Annotated in this window: 12 protein-coding genes, 4 pseudogenes and 1 riboswitch; of the genes and pseudogenes, 5 read left to right on the top strand and 11 right to left on the bottom strand. The window is 40.7% G+C overall.

Features of this window, described 5'->3' with window-relative positions; translation table 11 throughout:
• Positions 1-268 precede the first annotated feature (268 nt).
• Complete coding sequence (locus tag NSS95_RS03345; RefSeq protein ID WP_340713790.1) at positions 269-733, bottom strand: phage tail protein; 465 nt, start codon at positions 731-733, stop codon at positions 269-271.
• 600 nt (positions 734-1,333) lie between these two features.
• Between NSS95_RS03345 and NSS95_RS03340 the strand changes: the two genes are divergently transcribed.
• Both NSS95_RS03340 and allB read left to right on the top strand, forming a co-directional pair.
• The gene (locus NSS95_RS03340) at positions 1,334-2,770 is read left to right on the top strand and encodes an NCS1 family transporter (protein ID WP_017551594.1); all 1,437 of its coding nucleotides are present in this window, start codon (positions 1,334-1,336) and stop codon (positions 2,768-2,770) included.
• Positions 2,760-4,157 carry an allantoinase AllB gene (gene allB / locus NSS95_RS03335; protein WP_340713789.1) on the top strand — a complete coding sequence of 466 codons (1,398 nt, stop codon included), beginning with the start codon at positions 2,760-2,762 and terminating at the stop codon, positions 4,155-4,157. Before NSS95_RS03340 ends, allB begins: the two co-directional genes overlap by 11 nt.
• Before the next feature lie 194 nt (positions 4,158-4,351).
• Here allB and thiW read toward each other — a convergent pair whose 3' ends face one another.
• Together thiW and tenA are read right to left on the bottom strand one after the other, a co-directional pair.
• Complete coding sequence (gene thiW / locus NSS95_RS03330) at positions 4,352-4,870, bottom strand: energy coupling factor transporter S component ThiW (RefSeq protein WP_340713788.1); 519 nt, start codon at positions 4,868-4,870, stop codon at positions 4,352-4,354.
• A 39-nt stretch (positions 4,871-4,909) separates the two neighbouring features.
• Complete coding sequence (tenA, locus tag NSS95_RS03325) at positions 4,910-5,716, bottom strand: thiaminase II (RefSeq protein ID WP_340714044.1); 807 nt, start codon at positions 5,714-5,716, stop codon at positions 4,910-4,912.
• 6 nt (positions 5,717-5,722) lie between these two features.
• Positions 5,723-5,812: riboswitch (TPP riboswitch) on the bottom strand.
• A gap of 548 nt (positions 5,813-6,360) precedes the next feature.
• Between tenA and NSS95_RS03320 the strand changes: the two are divergent.
• Positions 6,361-7,267: pseudogene (locus tag NSS95_RS03320) on the top strand (TIGR01777 family oxidoreductase).
• Between the two features lie 751 nt (positions 7,268-8,018).
• Here the strand turns inward: NSS95_RS03320 and NSS95_RS03315 are convergent.
• The 4 genes and pseudogenes from NSS95_RS03315 to NSS95_RS03300 form a co-directional block, all read right to left on the bottom strand.
• Positions 8,019-9,116 (bottom strand): annotated as a pseudogene (locus NSS95_RS03315) (GH25 family lysozyme).
• A gap of 532 nt (positions 9,117-9,648) precedes the next feature.
• On the bottom strand, positions 9,649-9,942 hold the full coding sequence (locus NSS95_RS03310; RefSeq protein WP_340713787.1) for a type II toxin-antitoxin system RelE family toxin: 294 nt from the start codon (positions 9,940-9,942) through the stop codon (positions 9,649-9,651).
• 2 nt (positions 9,943-9,944) lie between these two features.
• Positions 9,945-10,199 carry a hypothetical protein gene (locus tag NSS95_RS03305; RefSeq protein WP_340714043.1) on the bottom strand — a complete coding sequence of 85 codons (255 nt, stop codon included), beginning with the start codon at positions 10,197-10,199 and terminating at the stop codon, positions 9,945-9,947.
• A 537-nt stretch (positions 10,200-10,736) separates the two neighbouring features.
• A pseudogene (locus NSS95_RS03300) lies at positions 10,737-11,045 on the bottom strand (class I SAM-dependent methyltransferase); the annotation flags it as partial.
• A 127-nt stretch (positions 11,046-11,172) separates the two neighbouring features.
• On the opposite strand from NSS95_RS03300, the gene NSS95_RS03295 reads away from it, so the two are divergent.
• Both NSS95_RS03295 and NSS95_RS03290 read left to right on the top strand, forming a co-directional pair.
• A complete protein-coding gene (locus tag NSS95_RS03295) occupies positions 11,173-12,531 on the top strand; it encodes an IS1182-like element ISBco4 family transposase (RefSeq protein ID WP_340714042.1) in 1,359 nt (452 codons plus the stop codon).
• A gap of 84 nt (positions 12,532-12,615) precedes the next feature.
• A pseudogene (locus tag NSS95_RS03290) lies at positions 12,616-13,827 on the top strand (IS4 family transposase); the annotation flags it as partial.
• Here the strand turns inward: NSS95_RS03290 and NSS95_RS03285 are convergent.
• From NSS95_RS03285 to pglX, 4 genes are all read right to left on the bottom strand, one after another.
• A complete protein-coding gene (locus NSS95_RS03285) occupies positions 13,785-14,054 on the bottom strand; it encodes a DUF6602 domain-containing protein (RefSeq protein ID WP_340713786.1) in 270 nt (89 codons plus the stop codon). The pseudogene NSS95_RS03290 and the gene NSS95_RS03285 overlap by 43 nt on opposite strands.
• A gap of 30 nt (positions 14,055-14,084) precedes the next feature.
• Positions 14,085-16,142 carry a protease Lon-related BREX system protein BrxL gene (brxL, locus tag NSS95_RS03280; RefSeq protein ID WP_340713785.1) on the bottom strand — a complete coding sequence of 686 codons (2,058 nt, stop codon included), beginning with the start codon at positions 16,140-16,142 and terminating at the stop codon, positions 14,085-14,087.
• A gap of 17 nt (positions 16,143-16,159) precedes the next feature.
• The gene (gene pglZ, locus NSS95_RS03275) at positions 16,160-18,718 is read right to left on the bottom strand and encodes a BREX-1 system phosphatase PglZ type A (RefSeq protein ID WP_340713784.1); all 2,559 of its coding nucleotides are present in this window, start codon (positions 18,716-18,718) and stop codon (positions 16,160-16,162) included.
• A 71-nt stretch (positions 18,719-18,789) separates the two neighbouring features.
• A complete protein-coding gene (gene pglX, locus NSS95_RS03270; protein WP_340713783.1) occupies positions 18,790-22,239 on the bottom strand; it encodes a BREX-1 system adenine-specific DNA-methyltransferase PglX in 3,450 nt (1,149 codons plus the stop codon).
• Positions 22,240-22,252 lie beyond the last annotated feature (13 nt).

The following is a 22,252-nucleotide window of genomic DNA, read 5'->3' as shown; positions in this document are numbered from 1 at the left end:
TGGGCTGCTTAATTGAAGGATCAACTAAAACAGCACGACTAGAATGGGGAGTTTTTCTCAGCTGGGCGGAAATTGGAATATCTTACAGTTAAGTTGAAAAAACAAATGAAATTAATAAAAAGTGATGGAAAATGTGGCATTGGTTATGTAGATGGCAGTTGATAGAATAGTTTACGTCCTTGAAGAACGAAAAGTAACGAAGCTTGCCGGACGAATCAGCTTTTGGCCTGTTCTGACTCGTCCAGCAAGCTCGTCCAGATTATTGCTTTTAATACCCGCCTTTTATGACAAAAAATGATCCCCGTATGGTGCCGGCCAGTTTTGACTTTTGTCTGGCAAATTTAAATTTCCCTTCTAATTCCTTTGGTACTTCCATCCCCTCAGAAAGTTTAAAACCAACCGCCCGCTTCTTCGGATCATCTATGGAATACATTACATTGACAACGAGGCCATCCTCGTAAAAGACGTAAGCAAATTGGATATTTTCCACTTGAAAACGCGAAGTTTCCAATGGCTTGGCTGCAAATTCAATGCCGCGTTCTTCTTTCAAAATCCTATTCACATATTCTAGGGTCTCTCCGCTTTCTGCAGCTGGCAAAACAGTAAATACGTGTTTGTATTTATTCATAAAATAGCGCGCCTCATTCGCACGCAAACCGGCTAGCGCCTTCGCAACAGGTGAAGACTCTAGACCAACATCAGACACATTTTTGAAATCAACGATATAGGACATGCGCAACGCTCCTTTTCCTAAATGGATTTGATGTAAACACAACAATATATAAAAACCATTCTATACTTAACCGCTTACAATATTTGTCCTCGCTCACCAGAAATGATCACTGATATTTTTGGGCTCTCACCTAGCATTTCTATTATAACAAAATTGGTAGCACTGAATGGGGAAATTGCTGAGGCGAGTTTTCGGTGCAAAACATCCATACAAATCCGGCCGTGACCATTTTTGCTAAAAAATCCTGGTTGAATCATGTGCAGAATCCGCTGCTTTTACATTTCCTACAGCAGCGATTATTTGGATAAAGGATGTCTCCTCAAACCCAAGCTTTTGTTTTCACCAAGAAAAAATCTTTCAGCTCTCCCTCCTATTCATGTTAAGTTACCTTACATAAAAAACAAGGAAAACACCAACACTGGTTCTACTTTATCTATTTTGAATAATAAATAGATAAAGAATTGTGCAAAATCGCTAATGAAAAATCGTTTATCCTTTGCTATATTAAAAATACAGATGACATTATATGTGATATTAAATGACATCAAAAGAAACATCCCAAATTCACTACCGTAAATTTATTGAAAAGGAGCTGAAGCAATGGCTACTCAATTGGAAAGTGCTTATCCGCAACCGCAGAAGAAGGCGAGTATGGATCCCTCCCTGATCCCGAAAACAGATGCAGACAGAACAGTTGGCCCTTTGAATTATATTTTTATGTGGATTGGGGACGGGGTCAATATTGGAAATATTACGCTTGGTGCAAGTCTGATTGTGGCCGGGATGGCGACATTAAACATTTACCAAACTTTTGCTGCGGCATTGATCGCCATCAGTATTATTTCAACCATCTTTTCATTGAACGACAGATTAGGCTACAAAACAGGCATTCCGTACGTTGTCCAGCTGAGAATGTCCTTCGGCGTAAAGGGTTCGATATTCACATCGCTTTGCCGCGGTATACCTGCCATTGTTTGGTACGGATACCAAAGCTGGATTGGCGGCACGGCTTTAAATGAAATGGCCAAAATTGCAACGGGCGGAGCTTTTGACAATGCGGCTGTTTGCTTTATCGTGCTCCAATTGTTTCAAATTGCGCTCTCCCTCTATGGCTTTCATGCGATTAAGTGGGTGGAGGCCCTGACTTCAGTCGTGATTTTAGCTGCACTTTTCTATGTGTTCAGCATTCTTCTCACATCCCATAGCGCCACGATTGCAAACAAATGGGTGCATGCAAAAGGAACGTGGGGGCTGCCATTCTTTGCTTTTATCATGACGTTTATGGGCAATTATGCCGCCATCTTTTTAAGTGCAGCGGATTATTCAAGAGAATTGAAAGCCGGGATCAGCCATACAAAAAGAAGGTTATTGTATTTTATTCCGATCTTTATCGCATACGGGTTTGCTTTAACGATGGGGGCCATGCTTGCTTCTGCTACCGGTATTACAAATCCTGTAAAGGCCTTTTCGGTGGTGGTCGATAATCCTTATATTACATTTTTCGTGTCTGCGTTTATCGTGATCGGGACCGTTTCGGTGAATATGGTTGCCAATATTATTCCGCCAACTTACGTCATTACATTGCTTACGAAATTAAAGTATAAGTATGCTGTCACCATTACAGGGCTGCTTGCTTTTGCATCTTTTCCATGGGTGCTTGTCCGGGATTCTTCAGCAAAGGGGCTCGACATTTTCATTCTGGCTTACTCGGCATTTTTAGGTCCGATTGTAGCCATTCTATTGATTGAGTACTACATCTTCCGAAAACAAAAGGTAAATATCGCCGACTTGTACGCGGAAGACGGGCCTTATTCCGGCTATAACCCTGCGGCTGTCATTTCATTAGTAATTGGCGCGGCTGCCGCATTTGCAAAAGTGGAACTGGCATGGATCATCGGCTTTGTTGCGGCTGGTTTAGCCTATATCATTCTGTCAAAATACGCATTTCCATTTTCAAAATTTAAAAAGGATACAATTTTTCAAAACACAGTCGTTCTCGAATCAAATCACAGGGAGGGGATTCACAATGAAATATGATACGCTCATAAAAAATGGAAAAGTTGTTTTTAGAAACAGCGTTAAAATCGCTGATCTTGCCATCCAAAATGGAAAAATTGCTGTAATTGCAGATAAAATTGAGGAAACGGCAAAACAAGTTTATGACGCCTCAGGCCAATATGTGATGCCGGGAATGGTCGACATCCATGTGCATATATGTGAACCGGGACGGACGGAATGGGAAGGGTTTGAAACCGGAACAAAGGCGCTTGCCGCCGGGGGAACGACAACGTATGTAGATATGCCTTTAAATGCGCTGCCTGCCACGACAACAAAAGATGCTTTAGAAAAAAAGCTTGCCGCTGCCGCCGGAAAAAACTATGTGGACTACGCCTTTTACGGCGGATTAGTGCCCGGTAATCTCGATCACTTAAAAGAACTCTCCGATTGCGGCGTGGTCGCTTATAAGTGTTTTATGGCCAGCTGCGGAACCGATTTGCCGGGAGACTTTAAAAATGTAGATGATTACACGCTTTATGAGGGAATGAAAAAATTAGCCAAGCTGGGACATATTTTATTGATTCATGCAGAGAATGCCGCCATTACCGATGGGTTAGCAGAGGAGATGATCAAACAAGGGAAAACAAGTCCGGCTGATTATGTTGCAACACGGCCTGTATTTACAGAAGTGGATGCCATCAAGCGGGCGCTGTATTTTGCGAAACAAACCGGGTGCAAACTGCATTTTGTCCATGTCAGCAGTGCGGAAGGGGTGGAAGAAATTACGAAAGTGCGGAACGAAGGACAGGATGTCACGCTTGAGTCATGCCCCCATTACTTTACCATCACAACAGCCCAATTTGCGGAAATCGGCCCACTTGCCAAATGTTCCCCGCCTTTGCGCAGCGAAGCGGAGCAGGAAAAACTTTGGGAAGGATTGAAACAAGGAAAAATTGATATGCTGACATCCGACCATTCCCCTTGCCCGCCTGTAATGAAGGACAGCGAAACCGGTAATATTTTTGAGGTATGGGGCGGCATAACCGGGTGCCAGAATAATGTCGATTTGATGTTCGATGAGGCTGTCAAAAAGCGCAATATTCCCATTACGCAATTTACGCGCATGATTGCAACCAACCCTGCCGAACGTTTTGGCTTAAAATCGAAAGGGGAAATTGCGCTCGCAAAAGATGCGGATCTCCTCTTTCTCGATCCCGACCGGCCATACACGGTAAGTGCGGAAGACCTCTATTACCGCCATAAGCACAGCCCGTATATCGGCAGAAAAATTGATTGCCGGGTTACGAAAACTTTTTTAAGAGGTCAGCTCATATTCGATCTGGATGGCGGTGGTATCACAGGCGAGCCGGTTGGCAAATGGATCCGGCCAGCGAAGGTCTCAGACTATGCCGGAGTGCCGTCATAATCTAACAGCATCAGGCTCTGCTTTCAAGAGCCTGTTGTTGCTGGCACAGATTTCGGGACAGGAATAAAAATAACGCAAGACAGCTTGCTGTTTTCAAGAGCCTGGTTTTGCTGGCATGGATTTTGACCGGTTATCAATGGCTGGCAACCTGTATGCACCATGGCAAATGCCTTCAATCCTCCGTGGTGCTTCACTCAAAGCTTACGGTTGCTTACGGTATGATTGATCATTCTGTCCCACCCTTTATTTTTTTGTAAAACTTTTATCAAAACATAGCCAAAAATGGCCCCTGCAAAAGAGCTTAAAAAGAAGGCAGGGATAAATCCGAAAAGCGTTGACGCTTGGCCGAGTAAGAAAACAGCAATGGGATAACATGCCAAGGCACCGAGAATGCCTGTCCCCATGACCTCCCCAACAAAGGCAAAAATGAGCTTATTCGTCTTCGCGTACAGATAAGCTGCCAAAAACGCGCCGATCATGCTTCCCGGAAAGGCAAAAATACTCCCCGTCCCAAGCAAGTTACGTAAAAGCGAGGATATAAAAGCTTGCGCAACCGCATAACCGGGGCCGAGCAAAACAGCCGAGAGTATGTTGGCAAAATGCTGTACCGGAAAAATTTTTGCAAAACCAACCGGGATATAAATCAAGCTGCTGGATACAGTTGTGATAGCTGCAATAACTGCAGTTGCTGTTATTTTTTGTGTTTTTCTCATTAGAACCAACCTTCCCTCCTTTTTAGTTGTGAATGAAAATCAGACCGGCCAGTCTTGTTTTTTATCGTTCATATCCCAAAATAAGTATTCATACTTTGAGGCTATTTGAAAATGGCGTTCTAAGACTGCCAATTCCGTTTCTGATTTTCCGCTTGCCAGTTGGTCCATTAAGTCAATTAACCACTGCGTTCCGGAGCCGAACGTTTCTGAAGAATAGGTTTCGATCCATTTCTTGTAAGGATTGGCCTCCAATGTGTCTCGATGATTTACTTTTAGCAGTTTCCCAATTTCCCAATAATCCCAGGCACACGGCAACAAGCAGGCAACAAGTTCAGCCAAGCTTCCATTGGCGGCCACTTGCAGCATATAACTCGTGTAAGCAAGGTTGATCGGTGTTGGTTGAGTTGCTTCTAAATCCGTGCGTGTAATGCCAAACTCGGCAGCGTATTGGCGGTGCAGTTCCATCTCAAAATGCAACGATTCATGGAGCACCGCAGCAAATCTCGTCATCATGTCAAGGTTACCCGCTTTCACAACACCCATGGCAAACAGTTTTGCGTACTCAACTAAATATACGTAATCCTGCTTTAAATAATAGATAAATTTATCTCTTTCTAAAGTTCCGTTCCCCAGTCCCAGAACAAAAGGATGGTTATGGTTTTTCTCCCAAATCGGCTGGACATTTTGATATAGCCTTTCTGTAAAAGATCGTTTCAACAATGATTCCTCCTTGTTTACCGGGAAACCGATTGCGGTTTGCAGGCTGGTTTCTCCCTTTGCCCTAAGCAGCTTCAAAATAAAAAACCCGCCCTCCATCGGAAAGCGGGTGTATAAATTACAAATCATCAGGTGTAATTTTATCACCTACTTCCCTACGCTAGTACGAACTAGATCAGGTTCAAAGGGTACTTCTCAGCCAACCCGGCGCCCCTAGTAGACTATTATGAATATTCATTTCATTACTCTTACCATATCATAGTCCCAAATTTTGTGCAACAGCAAATTTATTGCCCGTCTTTTAAGTTTTTGTTAAATATGGAAAAAAGCACAGGATGTTACCTCAAATGCTGGCCAAACAGGAAAAATATACTTGTATTTTTCTGCTTCTCAATAACTCTACTTGTTCTTTAAATGTTGTAGGGGGCTTAATAATTTGGTTATGATCAGACCACAATTTCATCTTTCCCAAAATAAAATGCCCCCACCTGGTCCGCTTTCATGGAAGAGACGTGGGGGGTTCTGTTATTTTAATTTTAATGGCTCCTGATATGATGATCCATAACTCAGTTTATTTTATCAGCTCCATCTTGATTAAAATATTGTCTTCTATTACCTTTTTAATATCAGGACTGCTCCGGGAACATCACAGAAGGCTTTTTCCCATAAACAAGGACGAATGAGTTGGAAACCTTGATTTTTCATCATTCGTGCCCATTTATTCCTGACTTAAGTTGCAAACCGTGGTGAAATTTGCAGAACGGAGGGCAAAAATGAGGATTGTGATCGCTGGCGGGACCGGATTTATCGGGCGGAAATTAACGGATATGCTTCTTTGCGAAGGGCATGAAGTGGTCATTTTAACAAGGAAAGACAAGCAGCCGGCCAATCGCGTGCAGTATGTAAAGTGGCTGGCGGAAGATGCTTCTCCCGAAAATGAAATAGGAAATGCGGATGTATTCATCAACCTGGCCGGCGTGTCCATAAACGATGGAAGATGGAGTGCCAAACATCAAAAACAAATTTATGAAAGCCGGATGTGCGCAACAGATGAAGTGTTGCGCATCCTGTCTGCCATGCCGCGCAAACCGGCAGTACTGGTCAATGCAAGTGCAATCGGCATCTATCCGCCATCACGCAATGCTGTGTATACTGAAAAATCATTGCAAAGGGCAAATGATTTTCTTGGCAGGACGGCATCGGATTGGGAAACCGAGGCGAAGCAAGCAGAAAGACATGCCATCCGTACTGTCTTATTGAGATTCGGCGTTGTGCTTGGAAAGGAAAACGGAGCACTGCCCCTTATGGTATTGCCATATAAATGGTTTGCGGGCGGCACAGTCGGTTCCGGCAATCAATGGGTCTCATGGGTGCATATAACAGACGTAGTAAGATCGATCTTATTTGCTATTAAAAATGAGAACATCCGCGGCCCGGTCAACGTCACTGCACCCTTCGCCTGTAAGGATGAAGGCATTTGGCAAAACCATTGGCGCTGTTTTACACCGGCCACATTGGCTTCCCGTACCTTCTTTTGCCTTGAAACTGGCACTCGGGCAAAAAAGCAGCCTTGTGCTTGAAGGCCAGCACGTACGCCCGAAAGTCCTCATGCAGGCAGGATTTGAATTCATGTTCCCGACGCTCCGGCAAGCTTTGGAAGATTTGCTTACAAATCCATAATGGCAAAAAAACTAGGCCACGAACGCCACGGCAGAAGGGCCCCTCTTCACACGCGCATAAAAATAAAGGTCTCCCAACAGCCATCTGCCGCTGTTGGGAGACCTGGTTTCATTCTGATGGCAGGTCCCTGATCTTTGTATTTCATTTCAACAGATACTTAGGGCTTGCTGAATCGGTAAAATTTCTAGATTTGACAAGGCTGCTGACAGCTTTGCCAACCATTTAGATGCAAGGGTTTTACAACAGATCCAGGGAAATGCTTGCACTCGAAACTCCCATTTTCGCAAAGGATCTTCTATATTTTGAGACAGAACTTGCAGACAAACTCAGAATCGGATTCGTTCAGCAAGTCCTACTTAAAGGTACATGGCTATCCATTTGAAATCTGATACGCTTCTTTGTACCCCAGCCTGAAAAATATATCATTTCCGATTTTGATTTTCTGCATGCAACTTTTATTATATAAAATGAAAAATATCAAGGCTCTGTTGCTTGCTGTACAAAGTAACCCTTATGCAAATGGCGCCCGGGCTTGATGTAAAAAACTTAAGTTCATTTTATATAGATTTTCCAAACTTCATTACCGTTTGCAATGTCATCAATTGCTGGCATTTCCACTCAGACACCACGTCCGGAAAATGCGCACGAACTTCAACCCATTTCATACATATGCCCCGCGTTTTATTTTTATCCATCATGCACACAAGCAAATACTGTTTGGCTATCTGCCGTTCCATTTTTCACAAAAATCTTAACCGCCAATGGCTTTGTTGTAAGTCAGATCAAAATCGAAATTCCCTTTTACGCCGTTGATCTTACAGTTTGTTTTACGATGCTGCCAAACGTCAGCCTGCATGCCGAGCGTTGCGTTGTAACGTGCAATCCATAATAGATTCCCCTTGGGAAGTTTCGATGCATTTAAACGATTCTTGTAAAAATCGTAGTACGTATAGAGCCCGGTATGCTGGAATCCTTTGATTTTCAACTCGGTGATAAAGGCATCCACATAGCGGGTTAAAGTGTCCTTGTTTTTCGATAGATTCTAGTATTCGACATCCACAAAAACATAGCCAATCTGTTGTTTCACAGGACTTAGCCTCTGCGCAAAATGGTCTGCTTCCTGTTTCGCAGCAGTTATGGAAGTGGCGTCAAACATGTGATAAGCATGAACTTTTAAACCGGCTTTGGCTGCCGCTTTAACATCCTGTACAAAATAATCCTTGGTGTCCGTTTTTGGCAAATCGGTTCCCTCACTTGCTTTTATAATCGCATAGCTGAAACCCGCCGCTTTCACTTTTTTGAAATCAATCCCGTTCGTCCCGGATGGTTGCAAATATGATAAATCTATTCCCCGTTTGGCGTAGCGGACAACATGGGTATCGTAAGTTTGGGCATAACCGTAATAGCCGTCTGCATAACCAATGGTCAGCCAGTGGCCCTGTTTCGCATAAACGGTAACCGGCGTTGCGAGATAAAGCGTATTTTTCAATGTTTTTCCCGTATGGATGTCGTGCAAATATACCGTATCAGCAGCATAGCCGGTATACCACGCCTTTGGTTTGCCGTTTGCCACGTATTTTTTATACGCATAGGCCGTTTTATTTTGAAATTGAACCCGGTAATAGCTGCCCGACGAACCGGTGACAAATACCGGCGCATTACCGGGCAAAGTGCCAACTTTTTTGCCGGCGCTTGATGCTTTCGAAACAAGGTTCACCGATCTGGTTGCATGTTTGACAGTAATGGAAGATGCATGCGCCTTGATGAACGAACCATTTGACAAAGCGAGGAATACGAAAGCGAAAGCCGTTACAAAAGAAATCACGCACTTAAATCCAAATTTGACCATCTTTTCCCCCTATGAATATATGAGATTACCTTATTCTAACATTTAATATAAGGGCTGTCATCGCCCGAATGATGGCGGATTCAAGCCGAGACTATGGAAATAAGGGTAAATTTTCGGGATAGAAAATAATCCCCGCGTTCGGCAACTCAGTGAGAGAAGCCCTGACATTGGAAAAGTAGCATAATTGAATTGAGGTTCGGTCATTTTGTATATGCATGATAACGGCCTTCAAGCGCAAGGCTTTTTTACATGTATCCCATAAAATCCTTACAATTTATATTTGACAAAAGGAGCCGAAATCCTTGGCGAATCTGAAATTTTTGTTTATTCAGCAAGTCCACATAGAAATCCGGTATTTTAAACCGATATATGCTTAGGTCAATACTTATCCAGGCAACTTGTGAAAAATAGCCATTTATCTTAGAAAAAAGCAAAGATAAACGGCTATTTGTTATTCGCACCAAAAAAGATGCGCTGATTTTTTATATTTGGGCTTACAGAGTATCTGCAATTTTTTCGCAGACACCAATTTTTATTGATTTTTCCAATAAACATTTTCCCGCTTGTGTTTTATGCCTTCGATCCAAACGGTTGATTCCTCTTCATCCACTTCAAATACTAACATTACCTGATAAAGCCCGAGCCTTACCCAACAACCTTCCAACACACCGCTTGGTATTTTCTTTGCAGTAATCGTAGGCATGTAGGACAAACGATTAAATGAATCCAAATATATTCTTTCTTTTACATCTGAAGGGTATGCCCGAATATTGCTCAATTCGTCCAGCGCAGTTTGTGACCAAAATACACGATACTCTTTGTCCATGCTTAAGACTCCTTGAAACGTCTCCGAAGATACTTAAGCCCCTGTTCTTTGCTGTAAATGCGTCCGTTTCGCCGATCTTCGCGACTCTTTTGAACCTGACGAACAACTTCTTCATCTTTTGCCAGATATTCAACTTCCTGTTCGTGTAGTGCTTGTTCTCCCCGCTTGAAGGTTAAAAATTCAATAAAATCATACACTTCAAGGACATCTTGTTCAGGAATTTGATCAATCATCCGCTTTAATTCTTCACGGCTCACTCTCAAAACGTTTCACCACCTTGTGGTTTATTTCTTCATTATATCAAATTTACAACGCAAACACATTCCACATGGCTCAAGTGCTGTGAGATATCAGGACATCCTATCCGTTAAGCAGAATCTGGGTCAGCCATCAGACGACCCTTGCATCTTTTAAAACGATGCTCAATCAATAGCGTTTGCTTCGACATTGACGGGCACTGATTCTGGCCCGGCCTAAAATAGTAGTACCGGCCACTTTCCCTAATTTGCCGCGTTTCGGCACTGTCCAGGAAATGGCCGAAAATGGTTAAAAATACTTCAATTTCAGGACTTATATTTCCGGAAATCTATTTTATCAATGTCTTTATAATTGTTATGATCTGCTCTATAACTATTCATAGAGGAAGCCTCATAAACACATAAATATTGTTCAGGATTTAGTAAATAAAATTGAACATCCCCTTTTGATGCATTTCCAGATCTTCTAATTTTATGCCTGGAAAAATTTAGGGAAGTATGTTGTTCTTACCCGTTGCCCTGCAGGCGGTCAATCAGCTAAATAGTTGCCTTCCATATTGTCCACCGGTCTTTTTCAACGATGTTATTTTCCTTTGTCACCTTTTTCTGGACATAATCGGCCAGCAAACTTAGTTCTTGATCATCCAGTTCATACAAAATGCTTCTTCCTGTTCTCTCACTTATGTCTTTTAATAATTGCGCTTTATTTTCGTGTACCTTTCTTATTTCCCATAATTTAACTTCTTCGATTTTTTTGAACCCTGCTTCTTGCAAAGCCTCGATAACCGTTTGGCTGCTATGCCTGCGTTTTATTTCCTTTTCAATTAATTTTGGAAATAACTCAAATGAATGAATTTCATATTTCATAGTCCCTGCGCCCCAAGGGTTTCAGAGCACAAAAAAGGAAGTACCTCCCCAAGTCTTGTATAATGGTAATTGCCAAGAAAACCAAAAAGACAGGAGGGACTTCCCTTTGACCATTATACGACAAATAAGTTTTTTTGGCATCCAAGAATTATATGAAATGGAGCCTACCCACCGTTATGATGCCATTATTTCAGCTATAAATTTGGATAAAATCTGCCATGCCATCTCTAAGAAATCCAATCTTGGCGCACCTGAAGCATTAAACTATGCAGCCATGGTGATCTCTGTTTTCATTCGGATTGTTGAACGAATCCCAACGATCAAAGACCTTGTAAAACGGCTTAATGAAGATATTGCTTTTAAACTAAACTGTGGCTTTCTTGTATCAGACCATATACCTTCTGAGGCTTCTTATTCCCGGCTCATTACCAAACTAGAAGAGACCAATATTTTGGAAGTATCACTGAAAGAAGTGATTACACAGGCCATTTCCGAAGGATTTATCATGGATGATACAGTCGCCATCGATGCCACGCATTTTGAAGCCCGGGACCAGGCACCACCCAAAAAAGAAAAACCGGACAAAGAGCCAAAAAAACGTGGCAGAAAGCCCAAAGAAGAACGGGAAAAATGGCTGGCTGAACAAGCTGAAAAAGAAGCAAATCTGCCCATTTATGAAAAGAAAATTGAAGCCCAACTGGATGCCCCTTTGGATGAACTGCGATCTCAAGTTCCGATAGATCCGAAATGGGGCATTAAAAAGAACAGTGAAGGCAAGAATGTGTTTTGGTTTGGCTATAAGGGCCATTTGGCAGTTGGAGCCTCCAGCCAATATATCTTACAGACTTTGTTCTCCTCGGGGAACTTGAATGACGGAAAGGCGGCAATCCCATTGCTTAAAGGGATTCAGCAACGATTAAACTTGCCGGCTTTGCATTATACAACAATGGATGCCGGTTACGATTATGAACCGATCTATCAACAGGTTTACCGTATGGGATGCCAATCCGTGATTGCGTACAATAAACGGAATGAACCGGAACTAGAGGGCTTTGACAAACATTTCGCTCTCACCTGTTTCAGAGAGTATTCTTATCGTTATGACAGCTACGACGCCAAGTATGAAACATTGAAGTACACCCGGCCAAAAGAATGTGCAGACTGCCCACTGGCCAATGAAGGCATCTGTCAAAAAGTGTATAAAGTAAAGATTACGACAGATCTTCGTAAATATACAGCTCCTGCCCGGGGATCTAAGGCATGGAAGAACATTTTCAAACGCCGGACTGCAGTAGAACGAGTAAACGCCTATTTGAAGGAATTCTTTCAGCTTAACAATGTTCGATACAGGACCGACAAACGGGCAAAAGTACATTTCGATCTTGTAACTCTAATTTATAACGCATCAAAGTTAGCTGCAGACCGCATAAATGCCATGATAAAACAAACACAACAAGCTGCATAAGCATTAAAAATTTTTAAAAAATATAAATTGAGAATTCTGCAGGTCTCTGTCTTTTTAAAAAGAGCAATTATGAAATTGATTCGTATGATCTTTGAAAACAAAAACTGGTTCAGGATGTTAAAAAGTAAGAAAGCTACAGACATTCCAGCCAAAGATACCGTTTATCGGTTTCTCAACCAATCAACGTTCAACTGGCGTCGTTTCCTCCTTTCACTGGTTGCCTCAGTGATTGGAAAAGTTTCGAAATTGACACGTCATGACCGTCCGAAAGTATTGATTTTAGATGATTCATCTTATGACCGGAACCGAAGCAAACACGTTGAGCTTCTGGCTCGCTGCTTTGATCATGCATCTCAAAAAATGCGTTTTTACAAAGGATTCCGCATGTTGACATTAGGATGGTCTGATGGCGCAACATTCCTACCCGTTGACTTCTCATTATTGAGTTCGAAAAAGAGCCAGATCAACGGCATATCCGAAAATATCGATAAACGCAGTTCCGGTTATAAGCGCCGAAAAGAAGCATTACAAACGGCACCAGAACAGATTCCCGGCATGATTGCCCGGGCGATGAATTCTGGTATCGATGCTTCCTATGTTCTAATGGATTCGTGGTTCACCCAACAACCTCTCATCAAGGAGATTACAGAACAAGGTCTTGACGTAATTGGTATGGTCAAAAAATTAAAACAACGCTATTTTGTCGATGGTAAGCGTGTTAGCCTAGATGAATTGTATCGTCTAGCTAAACCGACTAGTGGAAAGAAAGGAATCTTGCGTTCCATCCATACAACGCAGGCCAATGGCGTGCCAATTAAAGTTGTCTTTGTTCGCAACCGCAACAAGAAAAGCGACTGGTTGGCGATTTTGAGTACAGACTGTACACTGAGTGACCAGGAAATCATCCGTATTTACGGGATGCGTTGGGATATTGAGGTTTTCTTCAAAACAACAAAGTCCCTATTAAAACTACAAAAGGAATTCCAGAGTCGTTCATATGACGCGCTTATCAGCCACACGACCATTGTGTTTGCAAGGTATATTGTCTTGTCATGGCAAAACCGTTGCAGTGTAGATGACAGAACATTAGGTGGCATGTTTTATGAATTATGTGATGAAATAGATGACCTTGATTGGGCTGTTGCATTGCAGCAGTTAGTCGAGATTCTTGAAGATACTCTGGATAAAAGTAATAAGAAAATTCAACAACTGATCAAAAGTCAACTACAACAATGGATTGCGGGTCTGCCGAATTATATCAAGGTATACCTACCTGTTTCAGTCTGCGAAAGTTGAGTAATAACATCCGACTGGGTCGAGACATTGTCACCATCTTTAATGAAACCCGTACCTACAGAAATAGTATTGGGGAGGATCCGTCTTAAAAAATTTATCAGAATAACTTCTTTATAGCGCCCTTCTTCCCCCCAATGTGCAGAACCAATCAAGTATCGGACACGATCTTTTACTGCTTCAAATTCCTTAGCAATGGTTTCCTGGTATTTTAATGAATCCGGTCTCATATTTTCATCTCCTTATTCAGAGTAATGAAATCAACTCACCCCCAATGCCTTAAACACTGCATCAATCGGATCCGCATAAAACACAGGCTGAACCTTCACCAATAAATCTGGGGGCACCGTTTGCAAGTCCATCACAGACGATGCTGGGATTAGCACTTTCTTTGCCCCGGCATCGACACATACCTGCAGAACATTGGCAAACTCCTCCACTTTAGAAATGGTTCCACCGACTGTCATGTTCCCAATCACAACCATGCTCTCCTGCAATGGTTTATTCAGCGCACTCGAGCAAAGGCCAATTAATTCAGCAACCGCAAGTTCACTGGTTAAGCCAATTCCTTGCAAGTCGCTAATATGCATCAAGTAGTCCTTCGTTTTCGTGCTAATCGTGTTACTGATGCTCTTACTGTTAGCGGTGAAATAGCGGAAAGCAGTATCGAGGCTTTCTTTTGCCTCTCTGTGGGAGCTCACGCCGGATTTGTCAAACTTTCCTGTCCCACTTACAACTTGGTTTTCAAGCTTGTAGACGCCAATCATTCCAGAGTTCCCATGACCCACAACATAAACATGGCCAGGTTTCGCCATGCCTTCAGGGATCAGTTTTCCACCGCCTTGTTCCGGGACGGCCACATAGTTCTCTTCCATCGTTTCTTTATCGATATAAGAGAACATGACATCGTAAAATTCCATCCCGCCGATCTTTTTAAGCTGCTCTTTTACACGGCGTCGGCCTTCTAAAGCATAGATGAGAATTTCTTCAATATCTTCTTTTGTAAAAATTCCGTTCGGATAAATCAGTTTCACCAACCCGGAAACAGTTTTCCTTACAGCAACCGTATCCCGCTGGTTCAAATTATTACCAAGCTTAAAATAATGGTCTAATGCATCCGAATACGACCGCTTTCTCATCTCTCTGAAAAACTCTGCCATATAATCCACAATAAAGCCGTATTTATCGGTAAAGAAATCCGGACGCATTTTTGGAATTTCCCAACCTGGCACATAATAATGCATCCGGTCAAAGAACGCACTGTCGTTTGCCATTTCTTCCGGGAAAGGAGCAAATAAATGGGAAGTCTTAATTAAAGAATCCACACTTTGGTTGATATTACCCACGAAGACCATTGATGCACTGCCATTCTTTTCTTCTTTGCCCCGTGCAAAAGATCCAGAAGCCATATAATCTTTCATAATTTGAATGCCGTCTTTATCTTTAAAACGAATCCCGGCCACTTCGTCAAAAGTAACACAATCCCACATTCCGACAAGCCCAATCTTTCTTGTAGACATGTTGTAAAAAAGGTTTGCCACCGTTGTTTGGCCACCGGATACTAAGATTGAGTTCGGTGAAAGTTCTTTATATACATGGGACTTTCCAGTGCCACGGGGGCCGAGTTCACACATATTGTAATTATTTTCAACGAGTGGAACAAGCCTTAAGAGCAAGTGCCACTTTACCCGTTTCTCAAGCTGAGTCGGCTCCATTCCAGTTGAACGAATGAGCACATCAATCCATTCATCCTTGGAAAAATGCTTGCGACCTTCAAACACTTCATTGATGTCCATATTCGGAAGTTGGATCGGCTGAAGCGCACTGACGCTAAATGGGTTTGTATTCCTTACTTCTTCATCATAAAAGTAATCCAGCTTGACCATGCACCAAATGCCGCCGATAAGCAGCTTGTCGAATTCTTTTACATACATCGGTGAAACCGGAACCCCCTTTAATCCAAGGTTGGAGAATTCCGCTTCATATGTATCAATTTTTGCATTCAGCGTTACGCTCACTTTATCAATAACAGAGTATTGGCCAAGCTCACGGATCCGAGATTTTACTTTTTCCGCTTCATCCGGGCGTACAAAGTTTTCTGCCAGTATCTTTTTAACTCGGTTGATGCCCTCCTGAATGCTCTCTTCATCATCCGTTGCAGCATACATGCCAAGTAGATATTCCAGCACATAAATCGGAACATTGGCGCCTTCTTTAATCAGCTTCGTCAGATCTTTCCGTACAACCCGACCAGCAAAGGAATCATTGAGCTTTTTATCAAGATCAGCAGTCGGTACTTGGTTTACACTTTCCTCCATTTTTCTCCCCTCCCCGCTTAAAAATCAAAATCGCTCACAATGCCTAAGTTTATCGTAAATGGAATTTTTTCCACTGCAATCCCTGTTTCAGTATCTTTAATGATCAAGTAATACGTTTGGTTTCGGTCATACGCCATATTTTTTAATACAAACCTTATCTTAAAGGTCCGGTCTGCCGGGTTATCGAATGAACGATCTCCAATAATGGTTTCTTCATTGGATAAAACATTTCCTGCCTCATCTGCCATATAAATCACAACAGTTCGAGGCGTCATTTTGTCCCCAACCTTTTCTGTTTGGAAAAACTCAAGGTTAAAAATACTGTTCGTAATCTTACGAGCCGTGTTTGTCAGTTTGATATCCACTTTCTGAATGGCTTTGGCACCCTTTTGCCCGGAGCGTTTGTTTCTCCACGAAAGAAGAGGCACGACCACTTCCTGCAAACTTGCCCCGCCATGAACAAAATTGATACCGGATCCTTGCATTTTGTACCGCAAATTTGCTTTTGGGATATAGGCAGTGAGTTGCTGTTCGTTTTTAATAATTGAGGACAAATTAACAGCAAGTTGTCCCTGAACATCCCGCTTTTCTTTTGCCAAGATATAACGACGTTTGAATTCAATCGCATCCAGTTTATCCTGCCCAATTTTGTCGTTTTCTTCTAAAGCATCTCTTTGATATAAGAAGCCATGATCAGAAGTAATGTAAACATTCGTCCCGCTTAAATCACCGCGAATGATTTTCACAAGATCGAATAATTGGTTTAAAGCCTTTTCTACAGCATCGAAAGTGTAACGTTCTGTTGCTGCTTTGTCACCCACCGCATCAATATGGTCATGATAAATGTAGATTAGTTTTTTTCCCTTAAATGTTTCTCTCCGTCCCATCTTATTCATGGCCAAGATATCTTGAAAATGAACGGCGATGCTGTCGGATACCTTCGACTCGATTATCTTTTTCCGATTTTCAAAGCCGACTGCATTCATGCCATCTACATACACATTCCCGTTAGTATCGATATCAATTTCCCGATGTGGCAAGAGTGCAGGCATGCCAAGCTTTGTAATAGATGGAAGAACGCTAAGCATTGTTTCCATTTCACAACTACCCATCGTTTCAGCGTTCAAACGTTCAGCCAGTTCCACACCAATTTCGTACCTCATCGCATCCGAAACAAGGATGAAAACCCGCTCGCCATTTCGCAGTTTTGGCGCAATCACGGAGGAATAAAAATGTTGTTGGTTTTTTATGCCTGGCAGTGACCATTCCTGTATCATTTCTGCTTCAGCTGCTTTTGACCAAAGTGTATTGAGTTCCTCCATATACCAATTTGTGTACAAATCTTCTACAAGATCTTTCAGCTTCTTCATCAAATCATGATTATTGCCTTTGTCAAAAGCAACATAAAACTTACGGTAATATGTGTCCATTCGATAATATTCTTTTATGTAGCGCTCGTATAAATCGATTGCATGACCTTGCGGGATCCCTTGCCGATGTTCTTTATAAAACTCCTGCATTTTTACTGTATAATACAGGGCTTCATAGATCGCAGAAAATTTACCATAGTAGTGCTTGGCCCGTCGCAGTTTAATGAGCTTCGTGTATTCCTCGTAATCCTCAAGATGGGTAAAAAGGCCGTTTGCGATATGAATTATAATGGCCTTGTCGATATACGGAAAAATATCTGCCTGTTTAAATGTATCAACCGGTATCGTAATGATAATTTTAGGAAGCTGGATTTCCTGTTCCACCATCTCCGTATATTCATCAAAAACTGCATCATCTGTTTTATGATGCATCCAATGATCGATAAATACAAGAGCGTTTGTTTTGTTATGCTGGGCAATAAAGCCACTTAAATCCGCTAAATTTTCACTTCCGACTGATTGACTGAACGCTGTTACGACCAAATGGATAAATAATGTTTTCAGCGTTTTTTCTTCCCGTTCATAGCCGTATATTTGCTCTACATACCGCCAAAACACATCTACATTAAAGAACTTATCCAACTGCATATAGGATTTATTTTCCTTTTCATCAAGAGAATCCATCAAGACGGATTTTAAGACATCTTCAAAATCAGGCGTTTTGACGTTGCATAAAACACTCATAATCGCCAGCTCAATCATTTCTTCCGTGTAGTTTTCAATTCCAAAGTCCGCAAATTTTTTGAATCGCTCTTTATTGTTGAAAAACTTTTCATATTTCTTAATGGTCGCCCGTAATGATGGATCAATATGTAAATCGCTTAATATCAACGAGATCTTATCAGCGTAAAATGTTTTTGAATACAGTACAGTGTCCGCTAACCAATTTTCTTCCATTGCTAAATCCAGGTTGGTGTAAATGAGGAAAGAAGTGCTCGGTTCCTCTTCTTCCAGTAAATATTTTGTATAAAATTGATTGTGGTCTGTTAGTTGATGTATTTTAACCCCATCAACACTGATTTGGTTAATATCCTCAGCAAATTCATTGTCTTTATCCAGCCAGAAAACAAGCTTTCGTGATTCTCCATTTTTTAAAGGTTCGTGGAAAATATCTGAAAGTGCTATTTCAATTTGATGAATGTCCATTTCGTTCACCTGCCCTACAAATCATTATAAACGAAAGATACACCAGCAACCGCTGATGTATCCAATTTTTCTTAATAAATTTTTGCCAAGAGTCCTTTGAACTTTTCGTAATTCACTTTCACTCCATCATCGAGGTCAATTTCAATCTGCATGTCTGCCATATGGTGTAGCAACTCATCGTATTGCTTAAGCTCAGCAATCTTTTTATCGAGAGATTTAAGTTGCTTCTTGGCGTTGCTGACTTCTTTTGCCGTTGAATCACCATCTATGATATTCAGCAAATCCTGTTTTTCCGCATCAAGGCGAATTTGGTATTCATGTAAGTAGTCAGTACGGATTCGGGATAAAGTCGTTTTATCATAGCGATGCATGTAAATCAGACAGTTAAAAGCTTTTTCTTTGCCAGATGTGAACAGCCAATAAATTGGACGCTTTTTATATGTTTGAACATGGTCCTTATAAAAGTCATTCAAGAAATAACGGCGCAAAGATTCTTTAGCTGTTTCGCCTTTTTTTCGACCAAGAGCATCGGCCATAAAGTCAAGGTTTTCGTTAAGAGTATCTTCACCAAATGTGATTCGCACAAAATCAACGAATCTTGAAACAATGTCATCTTCAAAATAGGCTCCTGGTAAAATTGGAAGAATGTTATCTTTATCCGCATGAAAAATTTGATACCTATTTGTATCAAATTTCCCACCTGCGAAGACAAGTCCTTGAACGTCAATGGAATATCTTCCAAACATGCAGCCAACTGCATAAGATATAAAACTTTTAATATCACGTTCCATATTTGCTTCGCTTAACGTTAAATCTTTTCCTTCTAAATCTGGGATCAACTCATTTTCTAAGCCATATTCACTAATAAAATGAGTATTTATTTCTTCTTCATTTATTTTAAATTTTTTAATTCGATCTTTAGTACATTGGTTCCAACTTTTAAAAGATAATTCTAATTTATTTGTATCAAAATTCAGTAGTGGATGTTTCTTGAACCCTCTGGATAATTCAATGGAATCCCAGTCCTCCTTGGCTATAGAGACATTCGCTAGAACTAAATTATTAATTTTTACTTTTTTCTCCTTAGTAGTAGGTTTATTGGGTAGCGATAAAACATCCCCTACAGTAGTATTCATAGTAGGATTTATTATCCTCAATAGATATTGGGTAACTTTCGAATTTAATAAACCTAAGGTATAATAATCAATTTTAAAATCTTCATTAAAAATCGTTGGTGATCCTGAGCTATATAGCGATTCGTTCTCCTTTATTTTAAATCCTGGATTTGAAGAAGTAATTAGATTCCACGTAATGCCTTCTTTATTCCAAAATTTTTTATTTACTAATCCACCATGTGACGCATAAAACTCTTTTGCTTCCTCTGTCCAATCTACAACAAATATGTCGTTACCAAAGTATTTTTTATATTCTCCGCCATTTTGATAACTGACCCATTTATTACCTATATTTGAAACTTCCCAATGATATCTAATATATTTTTCGTTGTTATGAGTCTTATTTCTTCCTCCAGAGCAATAAGTATCGCTCAATTTTTCATTATCAAAAATATTTATATTTGATAACCAATAAGCAATCGGACTACCAGGGATCTTAGTGAAATTTTCTTGTTTAAACGAATAGCGATAAGAAACTTGCGGGTTTTGAACAGCTTCTAAAGTTTTAATTGGCTGATTTCTTGCGCCTCTGAAATCAGTCAATCTGATATATTCTCCAGATGTTTTACTTGGATAGTTTCTTAGCGTAAACGTGCAAATTGGTACAGTTGCCCCATCAAAGCCTGAGTATTCTAACTGAATTAAACTACTTATTGTTCGATTCTTAATGATGTTTTTACGTAACTTCTCATATGAAGAAATAAACATCCATACAAAAGGAGACATAAATCCCATTTGTCCATTCTTTTTTGTAGAGTGAAAGCTAAATTCAATAAATGCAGAAAATAGGTCGTATTTTACATCTGGATAGTGTTTGGTTAAATAGTTTGCTACTTCAACAGTCAAATACTTTTTAGCAGCGTAAGGCGGATTTGATATGAATACATCATATCGCTGGCTCATTATTGCAGTCTGTTTTACAAGTTTTTTAAAAAGAGGTAAAACTCGTCCCTTTATTTCTTCTTCAAAGAGATTACCCTGTTGATGCTCAACAATGTTTATTCTATCCCGAATAAAGTCAACATCATTGAATTCTAATTTGATGAGTGAACCAATTGATTTTGCGTTACAGAATTGATTAACAAATTCCTTGATCTTTTCATATTTCTCTCCAGAAGGTTCTCCTGCTAAGAATTCCACCTCTTGTTCTGTTAGCAAATTTGTTTCTTGAATAGCAGCTAAATTCATTTTCAGTCCATCCCGCTCAATACTTCTCAAGAAACGTTTATTATACTCGAGTGCTTTCATGATAAGAGAAAAACTTGCCAGTTGATACGCCCGATCATCAATGTCCAATCCATACAGATTATTTTCAATAATCAAACGAGGAATTTCACGTTCTATATAACCACATTTATTATAAATCTCGAATAGTACATCAAACATGTAGACAAGAATATGCCCACTTCCCATTGCAGGATCAAAACACTTAATATCTTCAACTTTTAGTTCATTATTGATGTAAGGAGCCAACTTTTCTTCATAATCAGCTTCTGGATTAGGATTTTCAAGATAGAACTCCCAATCATTTATAAGATCCCGATGTTCTGGGTGTGACTCAATCCAATAACGGCCCAATGCATTTTGGACCATATATCGCACAATCCATTCAGGAGTAAACAATTGGGTTGCGAATGGCAATTCTTCAGCTTTGTATCTTTTTTTCGCCTTAATTACACGTTCGTTTTCTTCAGAAATATAGTATTGGTATAACCAACCGATAATTTCAACCTTTTTCCAATTATCTTCTGGTATTTCCTCAGTATTGGCCATCTGCCGAACAAATGAATCAGGAGCAAGCAAACCATCCGGGAAAAGAATCTCCGTATAGTCATTAATTGTTTCAAACATAAACGGCATATAACGATTCAAATCATTGCAATGCTTGATAATCAGATATTTGAACAACTCTTCTGACTGGTTGTTCATTTTTAATTCATAAACATATTCTTTATCGATATCTAAATCAAGTGACAAAGCCTCCTTCATCATATCCGGTTCTGTGCTGTCGGCATATGTGGAGGACAGGACCCTAACCTTTGTCGGAAGATAGTCATTAACTTCCATAAAACGAAGAGCAGTAAAGCGGTTAAACCACGTGTAGGCAACTTCTTCCATTACCCGCTTAAAGCCAATTTCATGAACCCGATCAATTAAACGGTTCCTTTGATTTTTTTCTTCCTTTGAAAGCTGTCTGCCATCAATAAAGATGGCATCCGAGCTTTCAATTTCTGCTTTTTTAATATTGTCTTCGGTAATTCCGATTTTCATGGCCCTTGCTTCGACTTTTTTCAGCAGTTCTCTTCGGGCGTTGGTTGCAAAGGTCTTTAATGCTGATTTATTCATGCTTTTCACCCCA

Origin of the sequence: Weizmannia sp. FSL K6-3076, assembly GCF_038007245.1 — a bacterium.
Taxonomy (GTDB): domain Bacteria; phylum Bacillota; class Bacilli; order Bacillales; family Bacillaceae_C; genus Weizmannia; species Weizmannia faecalis.
Note: the sequence above shows the minus strand (reverse complement) of the source record. Positions and strands in the feature narration are given on the sequence as shown.

What these genes read in the sequence shown, in the direction of transcription:
- NSS95_RS03345 (WP_340713790.1), bottom strand. Translation starts at nt 733, where the DNA reads ATGTCCTATATCGTTGATTTCAAAAATGTGTCTGATGTTGGTCTAGAG.
- NSS95_RS03340 (WP_017551594.1), top strand. Translation starts at nt 1,334, where the DNA reads ATGGCTACTCAATTGGAAAGTGCTTATCCGCAACCGCAGAAGAAGGCG.
- allB (WP_340713789.1), top strand. Translation starts at nt 2,760, where the DNA reads ATGAAATATGATACGCTCATAAAAAATGGAAAAGTTGTTTTTAGAAAC.
- thiW (WP_340713788.1), bottom strand. Translation starts at nt 4,870, where the DNA reads ATGAGAAAAACACAAAAAATAACAGCAACTGCAGTTATTGCAGCTATC.
- tenA (WP_340714044.1), bottom strand. Translation starts at nt 5,716, where the DNA reads ATGATTTGTAATTTATACACCCGCTTTCCGATGGAGGGCGGGTTTTTT.
- NSS95_RS03310 (WP_340713787.1), bottom strand. Translation starts at nt 9,942, where the DNA reads ATGGACAAAGAGTATCGTGTATTTTGGTCACAAACTGCGCTGGACGAA.
- NSS95_RS03285 (WP_340713786.1), bottom strand. Translation starts at nt 14,054, where the DNA reads ATGAGACCGGATTCATTAAAATACCAGGAAACCATTGCTAAGGAATTT.
- brxL (WP_340713785.1), bottom strand. Translation starts at nt 16,142, where the DNA reads ATGGAGGAAAGTGTAAACCAAGTACCGACTGCTGATCTTGATAAAAAG.
- pglZ (WP_340713784.1), bottom strand. Translation starts at nt 18,718, where the DNA reads ATGGACATTCATCAAATTGAAATAGCACTTTCAGATATTTTCCACGAA.
- pglX (WP_340713783.1), bottom strand. Translation starts at nt 22,239, where the DNA reads ATGAATAAATCAGCATTAAAGACCTTTGCAACCAACGCCCGAAGAGAA.